Source organism: Streptomyces sp. LaBMicrA B280 (assembly GCF_049222185.1).
GTDB classification, from domain to species: Bacteria; Actinomycetota; Actinomycetes; order Streptomycetales; family Streptomycetaceae; genus Streptomyces; species Streptomyces murinus.
This window is the reverse complement of the sequence record NZ_JBMJCT010000015.1, coordinates 155,586-168,533: the sequence shown is the minus strand read 5'-3', so window position 1 is coordinate 168,533 and position 12,948 is coordinate 155,586. Positions and strand designations below refer to the sequence as shown.

Here is a 12,948-nt window from a genome sequence, read left to right as displayed (position 1 = left end):
CGCTCCGCCTCTTGCTGTGCGGCGGCTGTTCGAACGCCGCCGCATCGCGCGGAACGTTACCGTATCGCGATCAGATGACCACTTCGACGCCCTCGCCGGGTGGCTTACCTGACACCCGTTCGGATTCGAGGGCCTGCTGGAGGATGATCACGGCCGCGGCCTGGTCGATGACGGACCGGCCCTTCTTGGACTTCACACCCGAGGCGCGCAGTCCCTGCGAGGCCGTCACCGTGGTCATCCGCTCGTCCACGAGGCGGACCGGCACCGGCTTGATGCCCTTGGCCAGCTCCTGGGTGAAGACGCGGACCTTGACGGCGGCCGGCCCCTCGCCCCCCTTGAGGGAGCGAGGGAGACCGACGACTACCTCGATCGGCTCATACTCCGCCACCAGTTGACGCAACCGGCGGTGGGCGGCGGGGATGTCCCGGCCGGGGACCGTCTCCACCGGGGTGGCGAGGATCCCGTCGGGGTCGCACGAGGCGACCCCGATCCGGGCGTCCCCGACGTCGATCGAAAGCCGACGTCCTCTGCGCATTTCCGACCGTTTCCTTACTCGGATATCACTTGGCGGTCTCGGTGACGAGACGCTCGACGGCCTCGACGGCCTCGCCGACGGCGGCCGGGTTCTGACCGCCGCCCTGGGCGACGTCCGGCTTGCCGCCACCGCCGCCACCGAGGGTCTTGGCGGCCGTGCGCACCAGGTCACCGGCCTTCAGACCACGCTCGCGGGCGGCCTCGTTGGTGGCGATGACGGTCAGCGGCTTGCCGTTGTTCACCGTGAACAGGGCGACCACGGCGGCCCGGCCGCCCTGGATGCGGCCGCGCACATCGAGGACCAGCTTGCGCAGGTCGTCCGGTGTGGTGCCGTCCGGGACCTGCCCGGCGACCAGGGCGATGCCCCGCACGTCCTTGGCCGAGTCGGCGAGACCACCGGCGGCCTGGAGCACCTTCTCGGCGCGGAACTTCTCGATCTCCTTCTCGGCGTCCTTCAGCTTGCCGAGCATGGCGGAGACCTTCTCCGGCAGCTCCTCGGAGCGGCCCTTGAGCAGCTCGGTCAGCTGGTTGACGACCGTGTGCTCACGGGCGAGGAAGTTGTAGGCGTCCACGCCGACCAGGGCCTCGATCCGGCGCACACCGGAGCCGATGGAGGACTCGCCGAGCAGCTTCACCAGACCCAGCTGGGCAGTGTTGTGCACATGCGTGCCGCCGCACAGCTCCTTGGAGAAGTCGCCGATGGTGACCACGCGGACCCGCTCACCGTACTTCTCGCCGAACTCGGCGATGGCACCCTGCTTCTTGGCCTCGTCGATGCCCATGACCTCGGCGTGCACATCGAGGTCGCGGGCGAGGACCTCGTTGATCTTCTGCTCGACGTCGGTCATCACGGCCGTCGGCACGGCGGACGGCGAGCCGAAGTCGAAGCGGAAGCGGCCGGGCTGGTTCTCGGAACCGGCCTGGGCGGCCGTCGGACCGAGGGCGTCGCGCAGGGCCTGGTGGGTGAGGTGGGTGGCCGAGTGGGCGCGGGCGATGGCCTTGCGGCGGCGCACGTCGATGGTGGCCTGGGCCTTGGCGCCGACGGTCACCTCGCCGACCTGGACGACGCCCTTGTGCACGTACACACCCGGGACCGGCTTCTGGCAGTCGCGGATCTCGATCACGGCACCGGAGTCGGCCTTGATCCGGCCGGTGTCGCCGATCTGGCCGCCGCCCTCGGCGTAGAACGGGGTGCGGTCCAGGACGACCTCGACCTCGTCGCCCTCGGAGGCGGCGGGCGAGGAGACGCCGTCGACCAGGAGGCCCACGATGGTGGACTCGCCCTCGGTGTCGGCGTACCCGATGAAGTCGGTGGCGCCGGCGCTGTCGGCGATCTCGCGGTAGGCACCGAGGTCGGCGTGGCCGGTCTTCTTGGCCTGGGCGTCGGCCTTGGCGCGCTCCCGCTGCTCCTTCATCAGGCGGCGGAAGCCCTCTTCGTCCACGGCGAGGCCCTGTTCGGCGGCCATCTCCAGGGTGAGGTCGATCGGGAAGCCCCAGGTGTCGTGGAGCAGGAAGGCCTTCTCGCCGGACAGGACGCCGCCGCCGGACTGCTTGGTCTCGGTGACGGCGGTGTCCAGGATGTTGGTGCCGGCCTTCAGCGTCTTGAGGAAGGCGTTCTCCTCGGCGACGGCGACCTTCTCGATGCGCTCGCGGTCGGCGACCAGCTCCGGGTACTGCTGGCCCATCATGGCGATCACGGTGTCGACCAGGTTCTTGACAACCGGTCCGGTGGCGCCCAGCAGCCGCATGTTGCGGATGGCGCGGCGCATGATGCGGCGCAGCACATAGCCGCGGCCCTCGTTGCCCGGGGTGACGCCGTCGCCGATGAGCATCACGGACGTGCGCATGTGGTCGGTGACCACGCGCAGGGAGACGTCCGAGTCGTGGGCGTCGCCGTAGCGGACACCGGTCAGCTCGGTGGCCTTCTCGATGACGGCCATCGAGGTGTCGATCTCGTACATGTTCTGCACGCCCTGCAGAATCATGGCGAGGCGTTCGAGACCGAGGCCGGTGTCGATGTTCTTGCTGGGCAGGTCGCCGAGGATCTCGAAGTCGTCCTTGCCGGTGCCCTCGCCCCGCTCGTACTGCATGAAGACGAGGTTCCAGATCTCCACGTACCGCTCGTCGTTGACGGCCGGGCCGCCCTCGACGCCGAACTCGGGGCCGCGGTCGTAGTTGATCTCCGAGCAGGGGCCGCAGGGTCCGGGGACGCCCATGGACCAGAAGTTGTCCTTCTTGCCCAGGCGCTGGATGCGCTCCTTGGGCACGCCGACGACCTCGTGCCAGATCCGCTCGGCCTCGTCGTCGTCCAGGTAGACGGTGATCCACAGGCGCTCGGGGTCGAGGCCGTAACCGCCCTTGTCCTGGGGGCTGGTGAGCAGCTCCCAGGCGTACTTGATGGCGCCTTCCTTGAAGTAGTCGCCGAAGGAGAAGTTGCCGCACATCTGGAAGAACGTGCCGTGGCGGGTGGTCTTGCCGACCTCTTCGATGTCGGGCGTGCGCACGCACTTCTGCACGCTGGTGGCGCGCTGGAAGGGCGGCTTGACCTCACCCAGGAAGTAGGGCTTGAAGGGCACCATGCCGGCGGGGACGAGGAGCAGAGTCGGGTCGTCCGCGATGAGCGACGCCGAAGGGACGACGGTGTGACCGCGCTCCTCGTAGAAGCTCAGCCAGCGGCGGCGAATCTCGGCCGACTCCATCAGTGGTCCTCATTCCGGTTGTACGAGTGCATCGGGGATTCGATGTACTTCGGGTTGGTGCGGTTGGTGTTCGGGGTGTACTCGATGGCGGTGAGCCGCCGGGGCGCCGGGAGCGCGTCGTCCTGGATGCCGAGGGCCTCCTGGAGCTCGTCCTCCCGCTGGGCCATGTTGTCGCGGACGTCGAGCGCGAAGCCGACCGCGCGGTCCTTCAGGCGCTGACCCGTCTCCAGGGCCTTGTTGGCCGCGGTCGCGGCCAGGCTCTCGGGGGTCAGCTGCCGCAGCTTGCGGTTGACCTTGGTGGTGGCCCAGACACCGGCGGCGACGCCGGTGCCGAACCAGAAGGTACGACGGAACATGGCTCGGTCTCAGTCCCTCTTCCCGCGGAGGTTGCGCTTGCGTCGTGCGGCGGGGACCGTGCGGCCCACGATCACGGTACGCCGGGCCGAATTCCCGGGCACGTCCTCCTCCTTGCGGCCGCCGAGCGCCCTGCGGACGCCGTAGCCGAAGGCCGCGACCTTGACCAGCGGGCCGCCGAAGGTGGAGGCGACGGTGGTGGACAGGGCGGAGGCGTTGGAGGTGACCTCCTGGACGTCGGTGGCGATCGCGTCGACCCGGTCGATCTGGGTCTGCGCGGAGCGCACCGCCTGGGAGGCGTCCGCGAGCAGCGGCACCGCCTGGTCGGTCACGTCCGCCACGAGCTTGGTGGTCGCCTTGAGCGTCTGGGCCACCCTCGCGAGCGCCACCGCGAGGAAGGAGACCAGGATCGCCCAGAAGACGGCCACCAGGATCCCGGCCACCTCGCCACCGGACACTGTGCGCACCCGCTCCCTGAAACGTGCCTGAGCATCGGAAAAGTCGTGTCCCGAGCCTATCGCGCCGGGGCGGACGCTCCGTACCGGATTACCGGCGGGAACGGTGGAGTTACGGCAAGCGATTGTACGGAATGAACACGGTTCAGTACGCTCCGTGTCCCATGCGAGGTCCTCAGTGCCCAGAACCTTTCGCCGACGGCGAGCCGCCCCTTGGCCTGACCGGATTCGTCGGACGCACGGCGGAGACGGCGGGGCTCGCCGCGGCGTTGCGGTCGGCCCGGCTGGTGACGGTGACCGGGGCCGGCGGGGTGGGCAAGTCCCGGCTGGCCGCGCGGGTCGTGGCGGAGTGGGAGACGGCGCACGGCTGGGTGGAGCTGGCACCGGCGCACGACCCGGAGTTCGTGGAGTACGAGGTGGCGGAGGCTCTCGGGCTGACCGATCACACCACCCGGACGCCCCGCGAGACGATGCTGGAGCAGCTGGCCGCGCGCCCCACGCTGCTGGTCCTCGACGGGTTCGAGCATCTGGTGGCGGCCACCGCCGAGCTGGTCGCGCAGCTCCTGCGCGAGCTTCCCCAGCTGCGGGTGCTGGCGGTGGGCCGGCGCCCGCTGGGCCTCGCGGGCGAGCTGCTGTTCCCGCTGGCGCCGCTCGGCGCGGACGAGGCGGTGCGGCTGCTCGTGGACCGGGCCCGGGAGCAGGGGATCACGGTGTCCGACGAGCCCGAGGTGCGGGAGCTGTGCGCACGGCTCGACGGCATCCCGCTGGCGCTGGAGCTGGCGGCGGCGCGCCTGCGGGCGCTGTCCCCGGCGCAGCTGCTGGACCGGCTGGACGACCGGTTCCGGCTGCTGACCGGCGGCCGCCGCGACGCGCTCCCCCGCCATCGGACGCTGCGCACGGCGATCGGCTGGAGCCATGAGCTGTGCACCCCGCCGGAGCGGCTGCTGTGGGCGCGGCTCACGGTGTTCGCGGGGACCTTCGACCTGGAGGCGGTCGAGTACGTGTGCAGCGGGGACGGGCTGCCCGACACGGACGTCCTCGATGTGCTCTCGGAGCTGCTGGCCCAGTCGGTGATCGCCCGCGAGGAGACCGCGGCCGGGCCGCGCTACCGGATGCTGGACACCGTGCGGGCCTACGGCGCCGGCTGGCTGGAGGCGACCGGGGAGGCTGCGCGGCTGCGGCGGCGGCACCGGGACTGGTACGTGGGCCTGGCGACCTGGTGCGAACTGGAGTGGTTCTCGCCCCGGCAGCGGGAGGTGGCCGCACGGGTGGCGGTGGAGCTGCCCAGCCTGCGGGCCGCGCTGGAGTTCTGCCTCGGCGAGCCCATGGAGGCACATCTGGGGCAGTACCTGGCGGGGTCGCTGTGGTTCTGCTGGGTGGGCTGCGGGCGGCTGGCGGAGGGGCGGCGCTGGCTGGAGCGGAGCGTGGCGCTGGAGTCGGGCTACGAGCGGTCCCGGCTGAAGGCGCTGTGGGTGCTCGGGTACGTGGCGGTGCTCCAGGGCGACAGCGGGCCCGCCCGGCAGGCGTTGCGCGCGTGCCGGGAGCGGGCGGAGCGGTCGGCGGACGCGTCGGCGCTGGCGTACGCGGAGCACCGCACCGGCTGTCTGGCGCTGGTCACGGACGATCTGCCGCGTGCAGAAACGCTGCTGCGCTCGGCGCTGGCGCGCTATGCGGAGATCGGCGAGCTGAACAGCAATGTGCTCATGGGGCGCGTCGAGCTGGCGATGGCCCGCGCCTTCCGGGGGGATCTGCCGGAGGCGGTACGGCTGTGCGAGGACGTGCGCCGGGTGTGCGAGGAGCACGGGGAGCGCTGGGCGCGGTCGTACGCGCTGTACGTGCTGGCGTACGCCGCCTGGCGGGAGGGCGCGCCGGGGCGGGCTCGGGAGCTGCTGACCGAGTGCCTGCGCAACGCCCATGCCTTCGACGATCTGCTCGGCTCGGTGCTGACCCTCGAACTGCTCGCCCTGGTGACGGCGACCGAGGGCGATCCCGCGGAAGCGGCCGTCCTGCAGGGCGCGGCCGCCCGGCTGTGGCCCTCGGTGGGCCTGCCCCTCTTCGGTTCGGCGCACTACAACGCGCCGCACGTCCAGTGCGAGTCGGCCGCCCGCGGGGCGCTCGGGGACACCCGTTACGAGGAGTGCGTACGACGCGGGGGGCGCCTGGACCGGGAGGCCGCGGTCAGCCGGGCGCTGGGCCAAAAGGGGAGCCCGTCGTCGCAGGCTGCGGTACCGGCGCCGCGCGGGGCCGCACGGTGGGACGCGGTGCGCGCCCGCGGGGGCTGCGAGGCGAGGAAGGGCCGGTAGGGCGGGTGGCACCGCGTCCCCGCGTGCCGCCCTGGAAACGCGGAACCGCCGCCTCCCCCGCCCGGACAGGGCGGGGAAGACGGCGGGCCGGAGTGCGGTGCTGCGCCGGGGCTGGGATCAGCGGGCGTAGTACTCGACGACGAGCTGCTCGTCGCAGATCACCGGGATCTCCTTGCGGTTCGGCTCACGGTCCAGGCGGAACGCCAGGGCCTTGAGGTTCACCTGGAGGTAGCGCGGGGTCTCGCCGTCCGCGGCGAAGCCACCCTCACGGGAGATCTGGAAGAGCGTCTTGTCCTTGGAGCGGTCGCGGACCTGCACGACGTCGTCCGGACGGACACGGAAGGACGGCTTGTCGACCTTCTGGCCGTTGACCTGGATGTGGCCGTGGACGACCATCTGGCGGGCCTGGTAGATCGTGCGGGCGAGACCCGAGCGCAGGACCAGCGCGTCGAGGCGGCGCTCCAGCTCCACGATCAGGGCCTCACCGGTCTTGCCCTGGACCTTGGAGGCACGCTCGTAGGCGCGGACCAGCTGGCGCTCGGAGATGTCGTACTGAGCGCGCAGGCGCTGCTTCTCCAGCAGACGGACCTTGTAGTCCGAGTTCTGCTTGCGACCGCGGCCGTGCTCGCCCGGCGGGTAGGGGCGGGCCTCGAAGTACTTGACGGCCTTCGGGGTCAGCGCGATGCCGAGGGCACGCGACTTCTTGACCTTGGGGCGGGACTGGTTCGCCACTGTCTCAATCTCGTTTCGTAGTGTTCGGCTTGCCAGAGGTTTCGGGAGGTCGCATCCGCAGCCGGGAAGACCCGCCGGTCCACTGGGGACCCGCTGGGCAGCCGCTTCCCTGATCTGGGCACATACGTGCAGCACGCGAGTGGCCCACCGACCGCTCCGGGACTCCGGGTGATGGTGGGCTGCCCGCGACACCGTTCGACGGTGCGCGACGCTCCTGGAGTCCGTCCCCGGGGGGACAGGGTCTCCGGCCCGTTGTCCCGCTCTGACGGCACGGGACTGGGCGCTTCGGAGCATTCTACAGGCTGCTCAGGACCGTCGGCGACCGAGGTGCCTGCGGGTCCAGTCGACCGCGTCCGCGTAGCGCGCCTCGGCGCCGTGCCGGGTCGGCGTGTAGTACTCGCGGTCCTTGACCGTGTCCGGGGCGTACTGCTGCTCGGCGATGCCCTCGGGCAGGTCGTGCGGATACACGTATCCCTGCGCGTGGCCGAGTTTGGCGGCGCCCTTGTAGTGGCCGTCGCGCAGATGCGGCGGCACCGCGCCGGACAGGCCCTTGCGGACGTCGTCCAGGGCGGCGCCTATCGCGGTCGTCGCGGAGTTGGACTTCGGGGCGAGCGCGAGGGCGATGGTGGCGTGGCTGAGGGTGAGGGCCGCCTCGGGGAAGCCGATCATGGCGACGGCCTGGGCGGCGGCGACCGCGATGGGCAGCGCGTTCGGGTCGGCCAGGCCGATGTCCTCACTGGCGGAGATCATCAGGCGCCGGGCGATGAACCGGGGGTCCTCGCCGGCCTCGACCATGCGGGCGAGGTAGTGCAGGGCCGCGTCCACGTCGGAGCCGCGGATGGACTTGATGAGGGCGCTGGCGACGTCGTAGTGCTGGTCGCCGTCGCGGTCGTACGTGACCGCCGCGCGGTCCACGGTCTGCTCCAGGGTGGCGAGGGAGATCTCGCCCTCGCCCTGGTCGAGGGCGGCCCCGGCGGCGGCCTCCAGGGCGGTCAGGGCGCGCCGGGCGTCGCCGCCCGCGATGCGCAGCAGGTGCTCCTCGGTGTCCTCGGGGAGGGTGACCGCGCCCTTCAGACCGCGATCGGCGCCCAGGGCGCGCTTGAGCAGGCCGCGGATGTCGTCGTCGGTGAGGGGTTCGAGGGTGAGCAGCAGGGAGCGGGACAGCAGCGGGGAGATCACCGAGAAGTAGGGGTTCTCGGTGGTGGCCGCGATCAGGGTCACCCAGCGGTTCTCGACGGCGGGGAGCAGGGAGTCCTGCTGGGCCTTGCTGAAGCGGTGGATCTCGTCCAGGAAGAGGACGGTCTCGGTGCCGAAGCCGCCGGTGGCGCGGCGGGCACCGTCGATGACCGCGCGCACCTCCTTGACGCCCGCGGTGATCGCGGACAGCTCCACGAAACGCTTGTTGGTGGCCTTGGAGACCACATAGGCGAGGGTGGTCTTGCCGGTGCCGGGAGGGCCCCAGAGGATCACCGAGGACGGTCCGGCGGGGCCGCCGGAGCCCTCGCCGACCAGGCGGCGCAGGGGCGAGCCGGGCTTGAGCAGATGCTGCTGGCCCACGACCTCGTCGAGGGTGCGCGGGCGCATGCGCACCGCCAGGGGGCTGGCCGCCGGGTCCTTCTCCTGGCGTTCTTCTGCTGCGGCGGTGAAGAGGTCGGGTTCCACGCTGAAACCCTAAGTCACGGCACTGACAATGCGGCCCGGACCCGTGCCGGGACCGGGCCGCGGGTGAGGTCTCAGGCCCAGAGGGCGCTGCCCCAGCGGGTCAGGATCAGCATGGCGATGATGCCGCAGTGGGTGACCGGCAGCACCCAGGTGAACTCGCCGAGGAAGGAGCGCAGCCAGCGCGGCGCGGGCAGGAAGGCGTTGCGGACGTTGAACGAGGTGACGTACCAGAACATGGTGATCGTGGCGACCCAGGCCAGCGAGCACCACAGGCACAGCGCGTTGATCCGGTACAGCGACTCGAACTGGAGCCAGGTGACGAAGCAGACACCGAAGAGGGTGCCGAAGTTGAAGGTCAGCCAGTACCAGCGCGGGAAGCGGGCACGGGTCAGCAGGCTCATGCCGACGCAGATCACGATGCCGTAGCAGACCAGGCCGAGCATCGGGTTGGGGAAGCCGAAGGCGGCGGCCTGCTTGCTCTCCATCACGCTGCCGCAGGAGACCACCGGGTTCACGCTGCAACCGGGCGTGTAGGTCTTGCCCGCGACCTTGTACTCAAGGATCTTGAACTTGTCGAGCGTGATCACCCAGGCGGCCAGCAGTCCGGCCGCGCCGGTGACGACCAGCAGCAGGGCGAGGGCGCGGCTGGTGCCCGCGGTGCGGCCGTCGGCGGGGCGGTCGGGACCGGACACCGCGGAGACGTCGTTGACTGTCGTCTTGCTCATCACGCCGATTCCGTCACTTGAGAGTTGGACCATCTTCGGGCACCGGCCATTGTGCCGCACCCGTCTGTCCGTCCGCCGTTCGATGTGCATAAGAAGGCCCGCTCGGTGGTCACGGACCGTATGGTTCCGGCCGGAGCATCAAGGCCATGACAGCACACGCGAGCGAACGCACGGTGAACGTGCGGGGTCCGGACGGCCCGGCTCCCGGCATCCGGCACGCGAGGACCCGGTGCCCGGCGCGGCCCGGCGACGGACGGCCGCGTCCGGCGACCCCGGACGGAAATCGTCCGGCAGGACGAATCGGCACCCACCGGGTTGACGGCGGACCCGAGCGCGCCCCGGCACGGGCCGCCGACGCGGTGAGGGAGGGCGCCGGGGATGTCCCCGGCGCCCTCCCTCACTCACTCGCTGTCGGCCGCTAGCCGAGCCGCGACTCCAGCTCCGCCACGATCTCGTTGACACCGATCGCGCTCTGCTCGCCGGACTCCATGTCCTTCAGCTGGACGACGCCCTCGGCGAGGTCGCGCTCGCCGGCGACCAGGGTGTAGCGGGCGCCGCTGCGGTTGGCGTTCTTCATGGCGCCCTTGAGGCCCTTGCCGCCGTACGCGAAGTCCGCCGCGATGCCCACCTTGCGCAACTCGGTGACCTTGGCGAACAGGACGCGGCGGGCTTCCTCGCCGAGCGGGACGGCGTACACGGAGGTGGTGGACGGGAGGTCCAGCGCCACGCCCTCGGCCTCCAGGGCGAGGACCGTGCGGTCAACGCCCAGGGCCCAGCCGACGGAGGGCAGCGCGGGGCCGCCGATCATCTCGGACAGGCCGTCGTAGCGGCCGCCGCCGCCCACCGCGGACTGCGAACCGAGGCCGTCGTGCACGAACTCGAAGGTGGTGCGGGTGTAGTAGTCCAGGCCGCGGACCAGCTTCGGGTCGTCCTCGAAGACCACGCCCGCCGCCGTGATCAGCTCGCGGACCTCCTCGTGGTACGCCTTGCAGGCGTCGCACAGGTAGTCGCGCAGCAGCGGGGCGCCGGTGAGCTGCTTCTGGACCGACTCGCGCTTGTCGTCCAGGACGCGCAGCGGGTTGATCTCGGCGCGCCGCAGCGTGTCCTCGTCGAGGTCCAGGCCGCGCAGGAAGTCCTGGAGCGCGGCCCGGTACACCGGGCGGCACTCCTTGTCGCCCAGGCTGTTGAGCAGGATGCGGAAATTACGCAGGCCCAGCGAGCGGTACGCCTGGTCGGCCAGGATGATCAGCTCGGCGTCCAGCGCCGGGTCCTCCGCGCCGATCGCCTCGGCACCGACCTGGGAGAAGTGGCGGTAGCGGCCCTTCTGGGGGCGTTCGTAGCGGTAGTACGAGCCCGAGTACCAGAGCTTGACCGGGAGGTTGCCGGTCTTGTGCAGGTTGGCCTCCAGGGCCGCGCGCAGCACGGAGGCCGTGCCCTCGGGACGCAGGGCGAGCTTGTCGCCGCCCTTGGTCTCGAAGGCGTACATCTCCTTGGTGACGATGTCGGTGGACTCGCCGACACCGCGCGCGAACAGCTCGACGTTCTCAAAACCGGGGGTCTCGATGTAGCCGTAGCCGGAGTCGCGCAGCGGGGCGGCGATCGCCTCGCGGACCGCCAGGTACGTCGCGGAGTCCGGCGGGATCAGGTCGTAGGTGCCCTTGGGGGCCTGGAAGGTGCTCACGGAAGCTCTCTCGTCACATTCCTCGTCGGGGAGCCGCGGGGGCTCCCTGGCCGGCTGCCACTTCCCGCAGATAGGGGTTGGTGGCGCGCTCGCGGCCGATGGTCGTCTGGGGGCCGTGGCCGGACAGGACCACGGTGGAGTCGTCGAGCGGCAGGCACACCCGTGCCAGCGACCCGAACATGTCCGCCATGGATCCGCCCGGCAGATCGGTGCGTCCGATGGAGCCGGCGAACAGCAGATCCCCGGAGAAGAACACCGACGGCACGTCGGCGCTCTCGGGCATCCGGAAGGTCACCGACCCCTTGGTATGGCCCGGCGCGTGCGCGACGGAGAACTCCAGCCCGGCCAGCTCCAGCTTCGCGCCGTCCGCCAGCTCCCGTACGTCGTCGGGCTCGCCCACGGTCAGCTCGCCCATCAGGGGCATGCCGATCGAGCGGCCCAGCGCCTTCTCCGGATCGCTCATCATGAAGCGGTCCTCGGGGTGGATCCAGGCGGGCACGTCATGGGCGCCGCACACGGGGACGACCGAGGCCACATGGTCGATGTGGCCGTGGGTGAGGACGACGGCGACGGGCTTGAGCCGATGCTTCTTCAGCGCTTCCTCGACTCCCTCGGCGGCCTGGTGGCCCGGGTCGATGATCACGCACTCCTCACCGGCGGCGGGGGCGACGAGGTAGCAGTTCGTCCCCCAGGCCCCGGCGGGGAACCCGGCAATGAGCACGATCGTCCTTCGTTTCATCGGTGTGCCAGTGGTGACAAGGCGGCCTCGGCCGCAGTCAGAGCCTACCGGCGCTGCCGTTTCCTCAGCGAACCCATATACGGTACGGGGCTACACGCAGTGGTCGGCCCACGAGGACGCACGCGTACCGCTCGACACACGACACGCATGAGGAGAAAACCCGGTGGTCAGCCAGGAGCAGCGGCGGCGTCAGCTCGCCCGGGAGAAGTTCTTGCGGCAGCAGCAGCGACGCACCGAGTCGCGGCGCAAGGCCCGCGTGCGCAACTCCGCGATCGCGTCGGTACTGGGCGTGATCGTGATCGGCAGTGTGGCGCTCTACACGACCCATGTGCTGGGCGGCGACGACAAGAAGACCGACGCGGGCGCCAAGACGACGCCGAGCGCGTCCGCGAAGCCGAGCAAGGCGCCGGACCCGTGCCAGAAGCCGGCGGCGGGCTCGGTGAAGAAGCTCAGCTGGAAGAAGGAGCCGGCGATGTCGATCGACACGTCGGCGAAGTACACGCTGGACCTCTCCACGACGTGCGGTGACATCCCGATCGCGCTGAAGACGTCGGCGGCCCCGCACACGGTCAACTCCTTCGACTTCCTCGCGGGCAAGGGCTTCTTCGACCACACCAAGTGCCACCGGCTGACCACGCAGGGCATCTACGTGCTCCAGTGCGGCGACCCGCAGGGCACCGGCATGGGCGGTCCCGGCTACACGCTGCCGGACGAGAACCTGAAGGACGCCGGCCTGAAGAAGAACACCTATCCGGCGGGCACGGTGGCGATGGCCAACACCGGCCAGAAGCACACCGGTGGCAGCCAGTTCTTCCTGGTCTACAAGGACAGCCCGCTGCCGCCGCAGTACACGCCGTTCGGCACGATCTCGGCGTCCGGCATGAAGGTGCTGGACAAGATCTCGGCGGCGGGCGAGAGCACCGGTCAGGGTGACGGTGCCCCGAACGCGACCGTGGTGATCAACAAGGCGACGGTCACCAAGTCCTGAGGGCGGCCGGGGCCGTCGGTGGAATTTCGGTCGCGCTGGATGCGGACAGGGAACCCGCTGGTCGCCTATGTTGGCC

11 protein-coding genes are annotated in these 12,948 nt (G+C 70.8%); 2 read left to right on the top strand and 9 right to left on the bottom strand.

Features of this window, described 5'->3' with window-relative positions; translation table 11 throughout:
- Positions 1–70 precede the first annotated feature (70 nt).
- Genes ruvX through ACLF5H_RS15960 form a run of 4 tightly spaced genes read right to left on the bottom strand, consistent with a single transcriptional unit; the run spans position 71 to position 4,054 of the window.
- Complete coding sequence (gene ruvX, locus ACLF5H_RS15975) at positions 71–535, bottom strand: Holliday junction resolvase RuvX (protein ID WP_421676736.1); 465 nt, start codon at positions 533–535, stop codon at positions 71–73.
- Between the two features lie 25 nt (positions 536–560).
- Positions 561–3,233 carry an alanine--tRNA ligase gene (gene alaS, locus ACLF5H_RS15970; RefSeq protein ID WP_421676735.1) on the bottom strand — a complete coding sequence of 891 codons (2,673 nt, stop codon included), beginning with the start codon at positions 3,231–3,233 and terminating at the stop codon, positions 561–563.
- Positions 3,233–3,589 carry a hypothetical protein gene (locus ACLF5H_RS15965; protein WP_421676734.1) on the bottom strand — a complete coding sequence of 119 codons (357 nt, stop codon included), beginning with the start codon at positions 3,587–3,589 and terminating at the stop codon, positions 3,233–3,235. The genes alaS and ACLF5H_RS15965 overlap by 1 nt, the downstream gene beginning before the upstream one ends.
- 9 nt (positions 3,590–3,598) lie before the next feature.
- Entirely contained in the window at positions 3,599–4,054 is a 456-nt protein-coding gene (locus ACLF5H_RS15960) for a DUF948 domain-containing protein (RefSeq protein WP_086808818.1), read from the bottom strand.
- A 152-nt stretch (positions 4,055–4,206) separates the two neighbouring features.
- Between ACLF5H_RS15960 and ACLF5H_RS15955 the strand changes: the two genes are divergently transcribed.
- A complete protein-coding gene (locus tag ACLF5H_RS15955) occupies positions 4,207–6,345 on the top strand; it encodes an ATP-binding protein (RefSeq protein ID WP_421676733.1) in 2,139 nt (712 codons plus the stop codon).
- Positions 6,346–6,462: 117 nt separating this feature from the next.
- On the opposite strand, the gene rpsD is transcribed toward ACLF5H_RS15955, so the two are convergent.
- The 5 genes from rpsD to ACLF5H_RS15930 form a co-directional block, all read right to left on the bottom strand.
- On the bottom strand, positions 6,463–7,077 hold the full coding sequence (gene rpsD / locus ACLF5H_RS15950) for a 30S ribosomal protein S4 (protein ID WP_037651039.1): 615 nt from the start codon (positions 7,075–7,077) through the stop codon (positions 6,463–6,465).
- 306 nt (positions 7,078–7,383) lie between these two features.
- Positions 7,384–8,739 (bottom strand): replication-associated recombination protein A, encoded by a 1,356-nt coding sequence (locus ACLF5H_RS15945; protein WP_421676732.1) that lies wholly within the window; start codon positions 8,737–8,739, stop codon positions 7,384–7,386.
- Between the two features lie 71 nt (positions 8,740–8,810).
- Positions 8,811–9,464 carry a vitamin K epoxide reductase family protein gene (locus tag ACLF5H_RS15940; protein WP_421676731.1) on the bottom strand — a complete coding sequence of 218 codons (654 nt, stop codon included), beginning with the start codon at positions 9,462–9,464 and terminating at the stop codon, positions 8,811–8,813.
- 418 nt (positions 9,465–9,882) lie between these two features.
- Positions 9,883–11,145 (bottom strand): histidine--tRNA ligase, encoded by a 1,263-nt coding sequence (gene hisS / locus ACLF5H_RS15935; protein ID WP_421676730.1) that lies wholly within the window; start codon positions 11,143–11,145, stop codon positions 9,883–9,885.
- Positions 11,146–11,158: 13 nt separating this feature from the next.
- On the bottom strand, positions 11,159–11,866 hold the full coding sequence (locus ACLF5H_RS15930; RefSeq protein ID WP_421676729.1) for an MBL fold metallo-hydrolase: 708 nt from the start codon (positions 11,864–11,866) through the stop codon (positions 11,159–11,161).
- Positions 11,867–12,047: 181 nt separating this feature from the next.
- Here ACLF5H_RS15930 and ACLF5H_RS15925 point away from each other — a divergent pair, with 181 nt between their 5' ends.
- A complete protein-coding gene (locus ACLF5H_RS15925; RefSeq protein WP_421676728.1) occupies positions 12,048–12,872 on the top strand; it encodes a peptidylprolyl isomerase in 825 nt (274 codons plus the stop codon).
- Positions 12,873–12,948: the final 76 nt, after the last annotated feature.

Excerpts from the sequence above, each read along its gene's own strand:
- ACLF5H_RS15965 (WP_421676734.1), bottom strand. The coding sequence starts at position 3,589 with ATGTTCCGTCGTACCTTCTGGTTCGGCACCGGCGTCGCCGCCGGTGTC.
- ACLF5H_RS15955 (WP_421676733.1), top strand. The coding sequence starts at position 4,207 with ATGCGAGGTCCTCAGTGCCCAGAACCTTTCGCCGACGGCGAGCCGCCC.
- ruvX (WP_421676736.1), bottom strand. The coding sequence starts at position 535 with ATGCGCAGAGGACGTCGGCTTTCGATCGACGTCGGGGACGCCCGGATC.
- ACLF5H_RS15940 (WP_421676731.1), bottom strand. The coding sequence starts at position 9,464 with ATGAGCAAGACGACAGTCAACGACGTCTCCGCGGTGTCCGGTCCCGAC.
- alaS (WP_421676735.1), bottom strand. The coding sequence starts at position 3,233 with ATGGAGTCGGCCGAGATTCGCCGCCGCTGGCTGAGCTTCTACGAGGAG.